Annotated in this window: 15 protein-coding genes and 2 tRNA genes; 8 read left to right on the top strand and 9 right to left on the bottom strand. The window is 41.4% G+C overall.

Annotated elements, in window-relative coordinates:
• Positions 1 to 148: 148 nt before the first annotated feature.
• Both L6E24_RS06340 and L6E24_RS06335 read right to left on the bottom strand, forming a co-directional pair.
• Complete coding sequence (locus L6E24_RS06340) at positions 149 to 307, bottom strand: hypothetical protein (RefSeq protein ID WP_257743858.1); 159 nt, start codon at positions 305 to 307, stop codon at positions 149 to 151.
• Positions 308 to 332: 25 nt separating this feature from the next.
• Positions 333 to 560, bottom strand: a complete 228-nt coding sequence (locus tag L6E24_RS06335; RefSeq protein WP_257743857.1) for an AbrB/MazE/SpoVT family DNA-binding domain-containing protein — start codon at positions 558 to 560, stop codon at positions 333 to 335.
• A gap of 253 nt (positions 561 to 813) precedes the next feature.
• Here L6E24_RS06335 and L6E24_RS06330 point away from each other — a divergent pair, with 253 nt between their 5' ends.
• The gene (locus L6E24_RS06330) at positions 814 to 1,716 is read left to right on the top strand and encodes a hypothetical protein (protein ID WP_257743856.1); all 903 of its coding nucleotides are present in this window, start codon (positions 814 to 816) and stop codon (positions 1,714 to 1,716) included.
• Positions 1,717 to 1,742: 26 nt separating this feature from the next.
• Here the strand turns inward: L6E24_RS06330 and L6E24_RS06325 are convergent, their stop codons facing one another.
• The 4 genes from L6E24_RS06325 to L6E24_RS06310 all read right to left on the bottom strand — a co-directional run bounded on the left by L6E24_RS06325 (position 1,743) and on the right by L6E24_RS06310 (position 5,350).
• Complete coding sequence (locus tag L6E24_RS06325) at positions 1,743 to 3,341, bottom strand: tyrosine-type recombinase/integrase (RefSeq protein WP_257743855.1); 1,599 nt, start codon at positions 3,339 to 3,341, stop codon at positions 1,743 to 1,745.
• A 59-nt stretch (positions 3,342 to 3,400) separates the two neighbouring features.
• A tRNA-Ser gene (locus L6E24_RS06320) sits at positions 3,401 to 3,486 on the bottom strand.
• Between the two features lie 195 nt (positions 3,487 to 3,681).
• The gene (locus L6E24_RS06315) at positions 3,682 to 4,659 is read right to left on the bottom strand and encodes an RNA-guided pseudouridylation complex pseudouridine synthase subunit Cbf5 (RefSeq protein WP_257743854.1); all 978 of its coding nucleotides are present in this window, start codon (positions 4,657 to 4,659) and stop codon (positions 3,682 to 3,684) included.
• Position 4,660: 1 nt separating this feature from the next.
• Positions 4,661 to 5,350: a uroporphyrinogen-III synthase gene (locus L6E24_RS06310; RefSeq protein WP_257743853.1), complete on the bottom strand. Its 690-nt coding sequence runs from the start codon at positions 5,348 to 5,350 to the stop codon at positions 4,661 to 4,663.
• Between the two features lie 153 nt (positions 5,351 to 5,503).
• Here L6E24_RS06310 and L6E24_RS06305 point away from each other — a divergent pair, with 153 nt between their 5' ends.
• The gene (locus tag L6E24_RS06305; protein WP_257743852.1) at positions 5,504 to 6,709 is read left to right on the top strand and encodes a tripartite tricarboxylate transporter permease; all 1,206 of its coding nucleotides are present in this window, start codon (positions 5,504 to 5,506) and stop codon (positions 6,707 to 6,709) included.
• Positions 6,710 to 6,803: 94 nt separating this feature from the next.
• Here the strand turns inward: L6E24_RS06305 and L6E24_RS06300 are convergent, their stop codons facing one another.
• Positions 6,804 to 7,721, bottom strand: a complete 918-nt coding sequence (locus tag L6E24_RS06300) for a calcium/sodium antiporter (RefSeq protein ID WP_257743851.1) — start codon at positions 7,719 to 7,721, stop codon at positions 6,804 to 6,806.
• 275 nt (positions 7,722 to 7,996) lie between these two features.
• Between L6E24_RS06300 and L6E24_RS06295 the strand changes: the two genes are divergently transcribed.
• From L6E24_RS06295 to L6E24_RS06275, 5 genes are all read left to right on the top strand, one after another.
• On the top strand, positions 7,997 to 8,905 hold the full coding sequence (locus L6E24_RS06295; protein ID WP_257743850.1) for an NOP5/NOP56 family protein: 909 nt from the start codon (positions 7,997 to 7,999) through the stop codon (positions 8,903 to 8,905).
• Positions 8,902 to 9,516: a fibrillarin-like rRNA/tRNA 2'-O-methyltransferase gene (locus tag L6E24_RS06290; protein ID WP_257743849.1), complete on the top strand. Its 615-nt coding sequence runs from the start codon at positions 8,902 to 8,904 to the stop codon at positions 9,514 to 9,516. The genes L6E24_RS06295 and L6E24_RS06290 overlap by 4 nt, the downstream gene beginning before the upstream one ends.
• A gap of 71 nt (positions 9,517 to 9,587) precedes the next feature.
• A complete protein-coding gene (locus L6E24_RS06285) occupies positions 9,588 to 9,815 on the top strand; it encodes an antitoxin VapB family protein (protein ID WP_257743848.1) in 228 nt (75 codons plus the stop codon).
• A 33-nt stretch (positions 9,816 to 9,848) separates the two neighbouring features.
• Complete coding sequence (locus L6E24_RS06280; protein WP_257743847.1) at positions 9,849 to 10,202, top strand: type II toxin-antitoxin system VapC family toxin; 354 nt, start codon at positions 9,849 to 9,851, stop codon at positions 10,200 to 10,202.
• A gap of 139 nt (positions 10,203 to 10,341) precedes the next feature.
• Complete coding sequence (locus L6E24_RS06275) at positions 10,342 to 11,046, top strand: DUF1614 domain-containing protein (RefSeq protein ID WP_257743846.1); 705 nt, start codon at positions 10,342 to 10,344, stop codon at positions 11,044 to 11,046.
• A 57-nt stretch (positions 11,047 to 11,103) separates the two neighbouring features.
• Here the strand turns inward: L6E24_RS06275 and L6E24_RS06270 are convergent, their stop codons facing one another.
• Positions 11,104 to 11,307: a hypothetical protein gene (locus tag L6E24_RS06270; protein ID WP_257743845.1), complete on the bottom strand. Its 204-nt coding sequence runs from the start codon at positions 11,305 to 11,307 to the stop codon at positions 11,104 to 11,106.
• A 625-nt stretch (positions 11,308 to 11,932) separates the two neighbouring features.
• Positions 11,933 to 12,005, bottom strand: a tRNA-Gln gene (locus L6E24_RS06265).
• 718 nt (positions 12,006 to 12,723) lie between these two features.
• Here L6E24_RS06265 and L6E24_RS06260 point away from each other — a divergent pair.
• Entirely contained in the window at positions 12,724 to 15,258 is a 2,535-nt protein-coding gene (locus L6E24_RS06260; RefSeq protein ID WP_257743844.1) for an MEMAR_RS02690 family S-layer glycoprotein, read from the top strand.
• Positions 15,259 to 15,431: the final 173 nt, after the last annotated feature.

The raw sequence follows: 15,431 nt of genomic DNA, 5'->3' as shown, positions 1-15,431 counted from the left end.
TTTGTAGCAAGATGCTGCATCAAGCTGCAAAATAAAACCATTTTATCAGCACCCTCCGGTTTGATAAATCCCGAAACATGACAAAGGGTTTTTATATTTTTAAGGAAAATATAATCACGTTTGTCATATTTTGATGTGTGTGTGTTGCTCAGTGAGCACACCCCCGCTCAAAATTTGAATGCTCTTCTTCAATTCCAACGACTTCAATTTCACCAAGTCTTATGAGAACTTCACAGATTCTTCGATCTATTGGATCAAGCCCTTCAATTACCTCCGGTGAAACCCTAAGAGTATTGCGAGAATGCAAGTATTTTTTTGCTGGCAGACGCATATTATAATGCCTCCTGTGATTTTTCGTCCTGGTGGCTTTGGGAGGGTGTTTTAACCCCTGTGGTTACGTTTGGCAACGATTTACCCTCCCTGATAACTAATTCTACATCTTTTGAACCGTTTAGTGGAACCATCCGGATTTCGTTTTCTTCTGTCAAGAACACGGCTATTTTATCTCCTGGCTGTATGTTGTTTGCCAATACTGCCTCTTTTGGCAGTGTAACTACCAAACTATTGCTATTTTGATAGCACCGCACCGTTCTCAAAAACTTTTCCATAATCTATAGTTATACTTCATGATATTTAATTGTATATCTAATATGGTTCGATATACTGTATTATATAAGTCAGTGCATGCACAGCCACTATATCAGTCTTTGATATATCATTAGAAAACATAGTTTTTTAAAATGTATCGTACATAATATGATATATTATAATGTGGGTGTTCAATTGAAAAAAAAAAGACAAAGTGCCCCTCGAATGAGACATGAAGCTTTAAATTTTGAATTAAATTTTTTAGTTGAAAATGGACCTCTTACAGTTTATGACTTGGAAAAGCAGGATCCCAAAAACAGGAATTACTCATCGCATCATGGTTATGTGAAGGAATTGTTAAAGCAGGATGTTATTGAGATTAAAGAAACAGCAATAGGAGAAAATAAACAGAAAAAATATTACTGGGGACCAACAAAGTACGGACTTCTAACATATCTTAATGAAAAATTAAATGCTGAATTATCAAGAAAAACCGGTGATATGTTTTGCCAGTTTGATTCTGAAAAAATCCTTCTGGCAATGAAGACATGGTCTGAACTGTTCCCGGATTTCTTAAATAATTTTGAAATGTTATTAAATTCAGAAATACAGCTTCAGAAGATGGAGGATGATCTTACATCAGACCAGAAGAAGAAGTTGCATGAATCTTTTAAAATTCAGGGAATATCAGCACCATCTAACAAAAAATTTGCAAAACACATATGGGAATCATATTGTTTTCTTGCCTTGCGCCTGACTGTTGTAAGGCTGATTCAGCACTATGAATTTGTTACAAAAAGACTGTCTTTTATAGGAGATTACGAAAATTTAAGCGTTAATCCCTATGAATTAGAAAATAATGATTTAACAGATGAATTCTTTTCAGTAGTTTTGTATGTGAGCAATGTTTCATCAGAGAACATAAAACAGGAAATAACCGGAAATTCAGATTATATGTCTGGTATATACAGAATCATCCTTCAGACTCCGGTATGGAAAGACCTCTTTGTAAAATGGCTTTCTGCAAAGCGGAAGGAATCATTTGATTTCATCTCGTGGACTGATACTCTTGGCAAAGAATTTGATATTCAATTTGGTGAGGAAACAGTTTCCTCCCCAAAATCTTAAGAAATGTTATAAAATAAAATATGTTTTTAACTGCTTTTTGAAAGCAGTTCTATAATCTGTTCTTTTGAAAGTTTTGCAAGTTGGTTTTTAAGAAGTTCTGATGTTGCTAATCCTTCCTCTGTAAGTGCAAGACCACACTGCAAACAGTAATCCATAGTCGGCCCGTTAACTGTAAAGCACCTGGGGCATTGTCTCGCTTCAAGTGGTGACTTCTCCCGTTCCTCTTCGGTGGTAATGCCGGCTTTCCTTGCTACTTCTGCATCTATGTCCGAATCTGTCAGATGAAGGTATGTGGCAAACATGCCTGTATTGACATTTCCCCATGCCATTTTTTTAACAACAGATTCGGAGTAACCCTTCCGGATTAAATCGGTTATCCGGCTATGTCTGAATAGGTGCGGTTTAATCTTTCGTGTGACTCCGGCCTTCTTTGCAATCTTTTTAAGCTTCTCCTGAAGTCCGCGATATTGTACAGGTTCCCATGTATCCAGGTTAAGAAATACATAATTATTCCCTGATGGTTCATAAGGATAATCAAGTTTCCACGCTGCAAGATATGGCCGCGCCATAACCATTGGAATGTGCCTGGGGGATCCTGTCTTCTCATCAGTGTTAATCAAGGCATTCCAGTCAGTGAATTTAACCTGCTTCCATTGCAGTGTTCCAAGTTCACCTATCCGGCATCCTGACTCCCACAACACAGCAATTAACGCCCGGTCCCTTGAGCACCACGCCGTCTTTATCATCCGGAGAACTTCATCTTCTGTTATCAGCTCTTCAGCGGTAACAGTCATCTTATCAGGCTTTGGTATCCTCAGTTTCTGAATCTTCTTTTCCGGAATATCAGAATAATCATTTTCAACCATCCACCTGTAAAAACGCTTGATAAACTGCACATAATCAGCAATAGTATGTTTTGCAAAACCTGACGTTCTCTTAAGTTTTTCAACCCCTGCAAACAGGTCTGTTGCCTTGTTGTATCTGAAAGGACCAACAAACCTTCTCCAGCCTATCATAATGTAATAATATTTGTAAACCCTCTTTGCACTGAGGTTTACGGATATTTCAGAAATATATTCTCTTAACAGGTCTGCATCATCCTCTGTGCATCTGCCTTCAGTTAATGCCCGCTCTAATGCAACCTCAGAATAGTCATAATATTTTTCTGTTGCAAGGTGGAATCCCTTGTGATAACTTGCATCCATAATTGGTGTTGGCAGGCTGTCTAAGTCCTGTTTCTGGAAGCTGCAGAACTCCCTGTCAATCATCCATTTATAGAACCTCTTTAAAGTCCGGATGTAGTTTAGGATCCCTGATGTTGTTATCGGCTTTCCTTCATTTGACCATCCGTTGTTTAAGGTGTTAACACAGATTCTCAGGTCTTCTATGGTGTTTTCCCGGAATGGTTTTATGAAATTCCTTATGAATAATAGATTATGCTGCACCCGGTATTTCTTCTGTGTTGTGTCGAACGGGTGAACATCAACCATAAACTGTTTTACCAGGTTATAGTCTTCTTCTGTAATCTGTTCCGTAAAATAGGCTTTGTCCAAAGCCTTAGCTATAGCAATGCTATATTGTCCTAAATCAGGCTCTTCCCCTGACTGAATAGTTACGTTTGGCATATTATATTATTGGTTACAATATTATTAATTGCCTTCGGATTACGTAACAAGGATATGTACGCTGAGGGGGAGATTTGAACTCCCGAGGGGCGGATGCCCCACAGGCTTTCCAGGCCTGCGCCCTTCCAGACTAGACTACCTCAGCAGAAAAGTGTAACGAAATCATGCACACTTCCTGTGCCTTATCTTATTAGACCCGGTTTTTATTAATTCTATCTCTTTTGTCCGGAGAATCTGATCCACTTTTCGTTTATGAAATAATTTGTGAATGTTTTGTTTTCCGGGTATTTTTTTCAGATGTCCGGATAAAAATAAGTTTTATTTCCTGATTTGATTTTTATTATCTTCTGTATTTTTTTGCGTTTCCATATTTTCTGGAATTCTTGGCTTTTTTGGATTTTATATCATCCTTTGGTTTTTTGGTCCATCCGCGTGGATATGTTCCGGGCTCCATGATGACTGCTATTGATCTTGCAACAATGCCCGTATCTCCTGGTTTATACTCCTCAGAGGAGATTGCAGCTTTGGCAGTGCAGACAAGTTCATCTTTCTCTGTCATTACAGCAACTGTGCTGCCTCTTTTGTAGCTCTCTGTCTGAAGAACGCCAACACCCGCAAGCGCAGCACCCCTGCATATAGCATCGACAGCAGAATCCCGGATGACAACCTTTGGCATTGTATCAACAAGCCTTTCTGCCGGCAGGATCATCTCTGACAGCAGATCAGGATTTCCCTCCTCTTCATAAACCGCGGCATCCTTTAAGTCATGAAGCCTTATGCAGTCCTTCTCTGTAAACGGGCCTGATTTTGTTCTCCGGAGTTCCACCATCTGCCCGCCTGTGCCGAGTGCAAGCCCGATATGGATACATAATGACCTGATATATGTCCCTGCCTCACAGTCAACCCGCAGCAGAACAAGCCTGTCTTTTATATCAAGGATCTCAATATCGTACATCTCCCTGATTCTAAGCTGCCTTTTAACGGCACTTTTTCTTGGCGGCCTCTGGTACACCTTCCCCTGAAACTCTGATACGACCCTTTCGATATCCTCCTTGTCTGCATCCCCGTGAAGCCTTAGCAGTGCGACATACTCTTTTCTGTGGTTTAACAGAATAGGGGCAAGTTTTACTGTCCGCCCGAGCATTATCACAAGCAGACCTGAGACCATTGGATCAAGAGTTCCTCCGTGGCCGGTCTTCTCACCACCGAGTATCTCCTTTACCCATGCCGTCACCTGGTGGCTTGAAGGCCCCTGCGGCTTGTCTATGACAATAATCCCGCTCTTGAGCTTTTTACTTAATTCTGCATCAGTAACCATTTCAGTCTCTCTTTAAATTATCAGTATATCTGTTTATTTCCCTTAGTGTGCCCTTCAGTGATCCGTCGCCAGTCACATCCGGAATTATACCTGCATCCCTCATTCTTCCGGCGGTGATGTCACCTATTGCAATTTTGATAATTTCCGTATCTTTATCCCATACTGCAAGTGAGAATGAATTTGCGCTTGTGAAGAGTACTGCATCGGCATCGTCAAGATTGAGCCTCTCGCCTGTGGCTTCAAGGGCATATACCGGAATTTCATCCACAATTCCGCCTGCATCCTCAACTGAACTAATTAGAACGGGATTGGGCACATCTGCACGTGGTATTCCGATATTTTTTCCTTTCAGCCATTCACCGAGGTATGGCGCAAAATCCCTTGAATAAAAGGCGGGGAGGATCTCGGTTTTTATACCATATTTTTCAAGTGTTGCGGCAGTCTGAGGGCCTATTGCAACAACTCTTGCACTGACGCTGAGGCGTGGCGCAATTATCTCAGCCGGAAGTGCACTTGTAAAGAAGATGCAGTCATAATTTCCGTCATTTGCCTTTTCAATAAATATATCGGCTGAATCATGGTATATTTCAGACTTTAGCGGTGAGACTGTATAGCAGGAATGGCCGTATTCTTTGCAGGTTTCCCTGTCTTTGCCGGCTTTCTCCTTCAGTCTTGTGACTGCGATTCTCATTGTATCATGAATATATGATTGATACAGATAAAAACTATCTCAATATTAGAATATCTTATGCAGTTTTTATTGTGGCTGACTTTTGGGATAAGATCATAATTATTATTGCACTGTCAGCAGAATATCAGGTTATCCGGATGTGACTGACAGTTGTTGCCTGAATTATTCGCAGGTCTTGCTCTGGGCCTTATTATGGGAATCATCAGCGGCCTTATTCCCGGAATACATGCGAATACGATGGCAGGATTTCTTCTCTCCTTTCAGGCGGCAGTTCTTCTCATCTTAGGGCCGGAAGCAATGGCGGTATCTCTCTTCTCTGCACTGATTACCCATACATTTCTGGACATTATCCCATCTACAGTCTTTGGTATCCCTGACGCAGACACAGCAATAACTGTTCTTCCGGCGCACAAATTCATACTGGAAGGAAGGGGGAGTGAGGCTGTACGCCTCTCTGCTGTCGGCGGCCTGTATGCAGTTATATTTTCAATGCCGCTTATTGTTATCTTCTGTACAGTCCTTCCGGTATTTCAGGATTATATCGACTGGTGGATTGGAATTTTACTGATTGCTGTTGCAGGTATTCTGGCGCTCTCATCTGAATCTCCTGAGTGGTTCACTGCCGTTTTTCTGACATCCGGAATACTGGGTATGTTTACATTTAATTATCCATATCTTGCAACCGGCATTGCCGGGCAGTCCGGGATACTTATGCCGCTTCTTACCGGGCTTTTTGGAATTTCTGTTCTGCTCTTATCATCCGGAGGTGTGATGCCTGAACAGGTTAACAATTCAGGATGGAGCCGGGATAATTCAGTACTTACATGCAGCCTTGCCGGCACTGTTGCCGGTGCTGTTGTCGGCTGGCTTCCGGGATTGTCAAACGCCTCTGCCAATGCTGTTCTGGCATCCTTTCTCAATTATGACAGGGATGGCGGCGGTTTTATTGTGGCCACCGGTGCTGCAAATACTGCCAATGCTTTCTTAGGCCTTGCGGCACTCTATGCCCTTTCAAGGACCAGAAACGGCATTATGGTTGCAATTTCCCTGATTGATCTCCCGCCTGTGCTGCTCCTTGTTGCATTTGGTGCACTTGCCGCCATCATTGCTTACCTGGTCACATTCTTCCTTGCCGGACGTATGGGTATTTTTAAGGGGTTCAATGTCCGGAATGTCAGTATAGCAGTCATAATCTTCTGTGTTATTCTCAGTTTCATACTGACCGGGCCTTATGGTCTTTTCATCCTGGCACTTGCGACGGCTGTCGGTGTTGTGCCCTCAGTAATTAATGTCAGGAGGGTATCGTGCATGGGTGCAATTATGCTCCCCGTTATTTTGTGGTCCCTTGAGCTGATGTGAATAATTGCAGGGATATTATCTGCCAGAGTAAGATTACATAGAGTAACTTGTGTTACTGGTGAAAAATAGTGAAAAAAAATTGCAGTCCGGATACTCAGAGAAAGAGCATGCAGATATATCCGGCGTAGGACATTAGCAGCAGTATTCCAAGTGCCCTGATAAATCCCTTTGATCTTACAAAGAGCAGAAGGGCTGCAAATGAAAATCCTGTCATTATCAGGATGTCGGTCATTGATGGGATCTCTATCGGACGGATTAACACGCCTATTCCCATTACAAAGAGCAGATTGAATATGTTGCTGCCGAGTATGTTTCCGATTGATATGCCACCCTGATTTTTCCATATCGCAACTACGGATGTGGCAAATTCCGGCAGTGACGTCCCTACTGCCACCATTGAAATTCCTATAATATATGACGGCACTCCAAATGTTTCTGCTATGGCTGTTGAGCTGTTTACCACCAGCTGTGATCCTATAATTACTCCCAGTACCCCGCCGATAAGGTAAACAAAATCCATTATGCCATGAGATTCTATCTTCTCATCCTCTCCGGGGGTGCTTTTCCACAGGAATATCATTATAATTATAAATAATATCAGGAATGCAATTCCGGCGGTGAAGGTGAGTGCACCTGTTGCAGCAAATGCGAGGAAGAGCAGTGTTGCCGCAATCATCATTCCGGCTTCATTTGAAAGAATCTGTCCCTTCTTTTTCTTGAGCAGGAATATTCCGGGTTTAATGGCTGCACAGAAGGCAAGAATAAACCCTATATTTGCGATATTACTTCCTACAACATTGCCAAGTGCAATGCCCTGATTTTCACTAAGTATTGCATTTATGCTAACCACAAATTCCGGCAGCGAAGTCCCGAATGCGATAACTGTAAGTCCTATTGTTGAAGGGGATACCCCATATCTTGATGCAAGTCCTCCTCCTCCTTCTACAAAGTAGTCTGCTCCTTTTACTAGGAAAATCAGTCCGGTGATAAATAATGCTGCTTCGATGATCATTTTGTTATTCTGTCCGTTAATTGTGGTAATATTGGTATGTCAGTATTTCCTGATATTTTATGGCGCACCAAAAATTCTCTGAATGTTGGTTATTTGTTGTTTTCCGGAATTATATTGGGAATTGATCTCATTATCTTCCTTTTTCTGTTGCAATGCCGGTCTTATTTTTTCTTTAATTAATGTGGATTATGTCTATATATTCTGATTGCCGCAGAGTTGTGACCTGCGCATATTTACGCCATTTTTTATAAAATCCTGACTGATGATATTGCAGTATGCAGAGTTTCTGGTTTGGAGATATGGATGAAGACGGGGTTTTTAAGCCCTTTGAAGGTGATATTCAGGAATTTATCGCCCGTATTAAGGAATTGTCCTCTTCCGGGCATGTTGTGCCGGTGGACCCCGGAGTTGCTATTGATGCAGGAATGTTCAGTGATCGGCGTGAATATCTCTCTGCCCTCAGAAAGGTCTGTTTTGCCCATGCAGAAGAGAAGATAAAGGAGCATTACAGTCAGGAGGACCTTGAGCTTGTCCAGATGGTGAGGATGCTTGATGAGATGGACAATGTTATTAATCTGATGACTGAGAGGGCAACTGAGTGGTACCTGGTCAGGAAGCCCGGTTTTTCAAGGAAATATAAGAATATTCCGGCAAAGAAGATGCTTGGCCAGATGAAGAGGGAGAGGGGCACGGGCCTTGGTTATCTTGCCGGGCATATTGAAAAACTTGCAGATGAGCGTACAAGGCTTATGAAGGCTATATCTGCTATGGCCGGTAAACTTGCACCAAACTGTAGTGAACTTGTCGGCGGACTGGTTGCTGCAAGACTTATCTCACGGGCAGGCAGCCTTAAGGAGCTGTCAGGGCTGCCTTCCTCTTCAATTCAGGTGATTGGTGCTGAAAGTGCACTGTTTACACATATGCGGGCTAAAACTCCGCCGCCCAAGCACGGGATTATCTTTCAGCACAGGCGTGTCCATAATGCCCCAAAACCTGTTCGCGGGAAGGTTGCCAGGGTGCTGGCCGGAAAACTGGCTATTGCTGCAAAAATAGATTATTATACCGGTTCTTTTAATGAAGAGTTTATATGTGAGGCACAGGAGAGGATAGACCGGACTCTGTACGGGGCTGAATACGAAAAAAAAGAAGCAGGTAATAAAAATAACAGTGGTGATGCTGAATGATCCGGATTAATAATGTGCTTCTCTCTGAAGGCAAAGGCGGGGTTTACGGGGAGAGGATGATGGACGGTTACAGGGTGTGGAACCCTTACCGGAGTAAATTTGCTGCACTTGTGATGAAGAGAAAGGATATTGATCTCCCTCCTGAGTTTATTGTCCTTTATCTTGGTGCTGCTAACGGAACGACGGTGTCTCACGTTGCTGATTATGTGGATACGGTATATGCTGTGGAATTTGCCCCACGTCCCATGCAGGATCTGATGGCTGTTTCGGAGCGGAGAAAGAATATTGTCCCGATTATGGGGGATGCGGGCCGGCCTTCTGAGTATGCTATGATCACCGAACCGGCTGATATGCTCTATCAGGATGTTGCCCAGCCGGATCAGACAGGGATTGCAATAAAAAATCTGCCTTTATTAAAGGACGGCGGCATTCTGATCCTTATGCTGAAGACGAGAAGTGTTGATGTCACCAGATCTGCTAAAGAGGTCTTTGAGGCATCAATCCTTGAGCTGGAAGCTGGTGGCCTTGTTGTTGAGGACACTCTCTGGCTTGAGCCTTATCATCATGACCATGCCTGTATTATCTGCCGGAAAGGGGAGATAATTGCCTGATTATTATTCTTTTCAGAATTTATATTCCCCAAACCTAATAATTTATTTATTTGTAGTACCTATCAAAGTTTATGACAACAAGGACGATACCCATATCTGATGAGGCATATAATCTTCTGAAGGGCCTTAAAAAAACGGATATGGAAAGTTTTTCGGATGTTATAATAAGAAATTACTCTGGTAAAAGGAAATTATCAGATGTTCTGAATGAAATAGGTAACTGTAATGATCTTGCTGACAGCATTGAAAAGGTATCAAAGGAGATGCGACGTGAGAAAATGAGAGAGGTTAAATTCTGATGCCTGTTGCCGATACCTGTTTTAATAGATCTTATGAGAAATAAATCCGGAGCAATAGATTTGTACAGATTATATGAATCTAAGGGAATTACTCTGGCTACTGTAATTACAACTCTTGAACTCCATAAAGGGGCAAATTTGTCTGAGATGTCTAATTTGAATCTGGAAAAAGTCAGAGTGGTTTTGTCATTATTTGACATTCTACCTTTCAGTCAGGACGTTTGCGAGACTTTTGGACATTTTTCAGCAGATTTGAAATTGAAGGGTATTCCTATCGGTGATTTTGATGAGGTAATTGCTGCAATGGTACTCTGTCATGATCGGGTTTTGATTACCCGTGATAATCAATTCTCAAAAGTCCCTGATCTCGAAATAATAAATTATTGATCTTTTCAGACATCAATCCATTATTCTGTGTCCAGCAGGCAGATATGGCTGAACATGGAGGACTTTATTGCCGGCAATGTCTCTGGTAGTTACTCTTCATGAATTTTAAATATATCAAAAACCTATTTTCTCATCAGTTATGCACAGATATTTTTTCAATCCTTTTTCGATAATAATTCTTATATTTCTGATAATTGCACTAATTTTCCTGCTGCCGCTGATTTTTCTTGGTATTATAGGTAGTGCTCTTGCAAGGCTTGGTTTTGGTCCTGCCGGGGTTGTTCTGATCCTTTTTGGTTCGATTATCGGGAGTTTTATCAATATTCCGGTTGCAAAAATAAAGTCAAATCCTGCGGCCTGTAAAGTTCCCCATGGTCTTTTAATGAACAGGTATTATCGGGTCTCGGATTTCTCAACCGAAACTGTGATTGCTGTAAATTTCGGCGGTGCTGTAATTCCTGTATTAATCAGCATTGTGCTGCTCTTCCGGACGATGAGTCTGGGTTATGATTCCGGATTATATATTTCAATTCTTGTTGCTGTTTTAATTGTAGCATTTGTCACAAACAGGTTTGCAGGGCCGGTTCAGGGTATTGGTATTGTGACTCCGTTTTTCATACCGCCGTTATGTGCTCTGATATGTGGTATCATCTTTGGATGGGGCGATCCCCTTGCCGCACCTGTCATTGCATATATTAGTGGCACTATGGGCACTCTTGCCGGCGCTGATCTCTTAAACCTGAGGAGGCTTGGCGATATTGGTGCTCCGGTTGCAAGCATTGGTGGTGCCGGAACTTTTGACGGCGTTTTCCTTACCGGAATTATAGCGGCACTGCTGGCGTAGGGTAGTTGATGTAAAGTTTTACTGGATTTTGAAATAATTGATATTCAGAACACATATTTACATCCAGACAGAATCTTTCAGTTTTTTACCAAATTCTTCTGCATCCTTACTCATTTTGGTTTCTGAATTATTATAGATGTCAAATAAATCTGAATATTCATATTGTGCCTCTTTAATAGCTTCGTTTAAGTTATCACATGAAACCAGAAGTTTAAATTCAGTATTTGCAAGGTTTATTGTGCCGTTATCTTCTATGTGCATACGCAGAGTGATGGGTTTTTTTAACTTTTTCAGGTCACCTTTTACTAGAACTGAATGGAGAAATATGATGCCGTGGCAATCTCCTTCCTCACCGATTTCTACGGTGTCAGGTATTGTCTTTAAAATATCGTTATATGTATCATTTCCTCTTTTAAGCCTAGATTCCCGAAAATTCCTAACGAGCCATTTTCAAAATGGCCGTATCTCATTTTAAATTAGAAATGGAGTGTATTTTATTGATGGGTGTTGCTTCGCTCGTTAGGTAGTAATTACAAAACATAACTGGGCCGTGCATTTTTAAAATGCCCAAACTATATTGGCCAAATGACAATTAAACATGAATTTGGCCCCACATGCCTCGCTATAGTTATGTGTCTCCGGGAATCCAGGTTTAAGTGAACAAACACGATCCTTGATGTCCGGATGAATGGTTAATGTTGCCCTTGAGTGTTGTTCTTCTGCCTGCATAATGCATTATATTGCAGGTTTGGGATTATAGTTTTTTGTTTGATGTAAGTATTGTGGGGAGCTGGCAGAATACCTGCTAATGATCATAAAATCTGTCACAAAATCATATTTTAAGAATATTGAGGTGAATTGTAATTTAAATACCTAAAAAATGTTATAGTCCGGAGCAGATTCGAACTGCTGTCGCAAGATCCAGAGTCTCACATGATTGACCGCTACACTACCGGACTTTAGTAGATTGTGCATTTACATATTGGTACTGGTGATTTATTAATCTGACGAATCGGGCCGGAGAATTTGTCTGAAAATTGGAACATTTGATCCGGAATTATGGTAATTGCGTAAATATCGGGTGTAACTGCGCACAGGTTCTCAGTAGGGGAGGGTCGGGGTAAGTGGAGAGTTTATTTTTGTTACTTCACTGGATAATCGCGTTTTTTCCGGAAAACTGCAATTAATATTGCCTTAATTTTGTCTGTCCTGCTCACACTATCTGGAAATTGTTGTAAATGACGAAAAAAGCGCATGCGAAAAATCCTGTTAATAACATCCTGATTGTTTATCCGGTTGAAATTAAAATGATTTTAGCTGTTCCTGCAATTTCCGGCAGGAATTTTTTTCTTTCAGATTTTACTGCCGGATAATCTCTCCTGGCGGCTATATTTTCTTATAGAGTGGGCATAACATTAAATGGCTGTCGTTATGATTCTCTTTTCTTCTTTCTTTATAACCTTCAGTCCGTCAATCCGACCACAAAGGATATAATTAGTGTTCCACAAATATTGGTGTATATTCCGTCGTTCGGAGTATGGGGCAAGGTGAATCCTCATTCGGCAAAAGTCGAACTGGTCATAATGGTGCCACAAAGTGCCAATTGGCCTGTTTCGTTATAATTGCCGGACTGGGTTGACGGCCTGATCCTTACAAGTATGTTAAAGGAGGTTTAAATTGACAAGTAAAAAGATAGGAATGGCACTGATTGCTCTAGTAGCTGTACTTCTTCTTGCAGCGCCTGCAATGGCAGCAGCATATGGTACAACCATTACTAAGGAAGCTACAGTTTATACTGGAGAATCAGGTCTAGATATTTCTCGTGCAACCGGAGGAGCTACTGTTCTTGGATGGTATGCAGCTGGAAGTAATCCAAAATCTGATGCACCTTCAGCAGTGATTACAATTTCAGATCTGGCTAACTTCTATGTTTCGCCCGATGTATTTTCAGGTAAAACCGGAGCATGGTACAATCAGTCAGGTACAACAATTGCAAATGCAACATTCTATGTTGAGAAACCATCTCTTTCAGTATCACTGTTTGACAATGATACATTAAAGGATATCACAAACCAGAAAGCAATTACAAATGCTAAAGTTGCAATCCGTGTGAACAGTAACCTTGATGCCTTATTTGACACTACAAAGCGTCTTGGTGGTGGAACTGCGGGCATTGATGTTTATGTAGAAACACCTGATGGTGCAACTCTTACTGGATTATATAATGGTACAGGTTCAGTTAAACTCAGTCCAGTTAGACCTGATAATACTCTCTACTGGGTTGGTACAAAGCACAATGCTTATGAACCAGTCTGGGTTCTTGACCAGGATCTGTATAAAGCAGGTACATACAAGGTTTATGCTTCATCTAATGTTAATGCCATGAAAGATAACCTTGGAACAGTAACTGGTGTTACTAAGTCCGCGATTGGAACACTTCTCATCGATAAGGACACAGTTTCAATCACAGCTGATAAGGAAACAGTTGTACGCAACAATGATTTCACTGTTTCAGTTGAAGGAGCACCAAAGACACATTACTTTGTGTGGATTTCCGGAACAAACAGCTATAACAATGAAACCAATACTGCACCAAAGTTCCTTCCAAATCAGGACAGTGTTAGCTATCTTGTTATGGATAACTTAACTAACACAGTCTACAAAGGAACAACTATAACAGTTGGAAATGATGTTCCTACTCAGCCAGCTAATTTAGTTCAGTTCTGGTCAGTCGATGCTGAAACAGGCAGCGATGGTAAGATCACTATTGGTCTTACAACTGATGGTAATACAAAGGATGCCGTTTATACAATTCGTGCACAGAAAGTAACAGGTTACAATACTCTTAACTCTCAGCTTTATGATACTGTTAAAGTAAAAGTGGAAAAGGGATCTGTTACAATCACAGCATCTGGTGACGGTTCATACTACCTTGGTGAGGAAGTAACCCTTTCAGGTACAAACACTGACACAAATGATGTCTATATGTTTATTACCGGACCAAACCTTCCATCAAATGGTGGTTCATTATTAGCACCTCAGACTGCAATTCACACAGTTGGAGCTGCAAATAATGAAACACATGAGACAGTAAAGACTGACGACACTTGGTCATACAAATGGGATACCTCTAACATTCCACTTGATGCAGGTACATATACAATCTATGTTGTATCGGGTAATGTTGACAAGTCAGGACTTACAACTGTAAAATATGATACCGTTTCAATTGTAATTAAGAAACCATTCGTTACAGCAACAACCTCAGCATCAACAGTAGCAAAGGGAGATAAACTCTACATTCGTGGAACCGCAGAAGGCAACCCAACTCAGGGTGTTGGTATCTGGGTACTCGGAAAGAACTACTGGAACGGTGCTGATAAAACTAACATTCCAACCTCAGCTATGGTCACTGAAACCGTAAACGATGACGGTTCTTTTGAATATGAGATGGGAACTGGAATTACACAGAATCTTGCTGCAGGTCAGTACTTTGTAGTTGTTCAGCATCCAATGTACAATGGTGTATTTGATGTTGATACCGTTGCAAACAGTAACCCTGTTGAGGTAGCAAATACAGTAGGCGCTGTTACAAACAATCAGTTCTATATCTGGGGAGATGGAAAGCTTCAGGGCTCAGACGCTGCAGAAGCTCTTATTGATGCAATCAACTCACCAGACATTGATGATACATACTACAAGCTGACCTTCCTCGTAGAAGAGCCATGGATCAGGATCAACTCAATCGGTGACCACTACGTTGGTGACCAGTTCACACTTACCGGAACAACAAACCTCGCTGTTGGCGACGATATTATTGTTGAAGTAACATCTTCATCATTCGCACCAACACAGAAGACACAGAGCGGCGAGTTCTCCGGCGTATCTTCAACCATCCAGGTTGTAGAGGGAACAACATACAATGAGTGGTCAATGGACGTTGACGCTTCAACCTTCAAGCCTGACGAGTACATCGTTAAAGCAGAAGCAATCGAAGCAGATGCAACCGCAACCACAACATTCAATGTTCTTAAGGGAACCACACCAACAACTGCACCAACAACTGCACCAACAACCGGTCCAACAACCGCACCAACAGTTGCACCTACAGAGCAGCCAACCCCGAAGCCAACAGCTTCACCAGGATTTGGCGCACTGATTGCACTGATTGGTCTTGGAGCAGTCGCAGCACTGGTTCTCAGAAAAGACTAAATTAAACAAATCATTTTTTTATTTTTGCAGTTTTTTTAAATTATTTACTTCTTATAACTCAGTTGTTCTGATGTCTACTATATTTCATAGTTATTCATCTGCCTGATAGATTCTCCGGAAGAAAAAATTTTATTCTGGTGAGTTAATTACCCATGAAATAGGTGTTTATTGGT

The sequence above is a fragment of the Methanoplanus endosymbiosus genome (genome assembly GCF_024662215.1).
In the GTDB taxonomy this organism is placed as follows: Archaea; Halobacteriota; Methanomicrobia; order Methanomicrobiales; family Methanomicrobiaceae; genus Methanoplanus; species Methanoplanus endosymbiosus.
The sequence above is the reverse complement of the archived record's forward strand: the minus strand, read 5'-3'. Positions and strand labels throughout refer to the sequence as shown.

What these genes read in the sequence shown, in the direction of transcription:
- L6E24_RS06330 (WP_257743856.1), top strand. Translation starts at nt 814, where the DNA reads ATGAGACATGAAGCTTTAAATTTTGAATTAAATTTTTTAGTTGAAAAT.
- L6E24_RS06325 (WP_257743855.1), bottom strand. Translation starts at nt 3,341, where the DNA reads ATGCCAAACGTAACTATTCAGTCAGGGGAAGAGCCTGATTTAGGACAA.
- L6E24_RS06315 (WP_257743854.1), bottom strand. Translation starts at nt 4,659, where the DNA reads ATGGTTACTGATGCAGAATTAAGTAAAAAGCTCAAGAGCGGGATTATT.
- L6E24_RS06310 (WP_257743853.1), bottom strand. Translation starts at nt 5,350, where the DNA reads ATGAGAATCGCAGTCACAAGACTGAAGGAGAAAGCCGGCAAAGACAGG.
- L6E24_RS06300 (WP_257743851.1), bottom strand. Translation starts at nt 7,721, where the DNA reads ATGATCATCGAAGCAGCATTATTTATCACCGGACTGATTTTCCTAGTA.
- L6E24_RS06295 (WP_257743850.1), top strand. Translation starts at nt 7,997, where the DNA reads ATGCAGAGTTTCTGGTTTGGAGATATGGATGAAGACGGGGTTTTTAAG.
- L6E24_RS06290 (WP_257743849.1), top strand. Translation starts at nt 8,902, where the DNA reads ATGATCCGGATTAATAATGTGCTTCTCTCTGAAGGCAAAGGCGGGGTT.
- L6E24_RS06285 (WP_257743848.1), top strand. Translation starts at nt 9,588, where the DNA reads ATGACAACAAGGACGATACCCATATCTGATGAGGCATATAATCTTCTG.
- L6E24_RS06280 (WP_257743847.1), top strand. Translation starts at nt 9,849, where the DNA reads ATGAGAAATAAATCCGGAGCAATAGATTTGTACAGATTATATGAATCT.
- L6E24_RS06275 (WP_257743846.1), top strand. Translation starts at nt 10,342, where the DNA reads ATGCACAGATATTTTTTCAATCCTTTTTCGATAATAATTCTTATATTT.
- L6E24_RS06270 (WP_257743845.1), bottom strand. Translation starts at nt 11,307, where the DNA reads ATGCACATAGAAGATAACGGCACAATAAACCTTGCAAATACTGAATTT.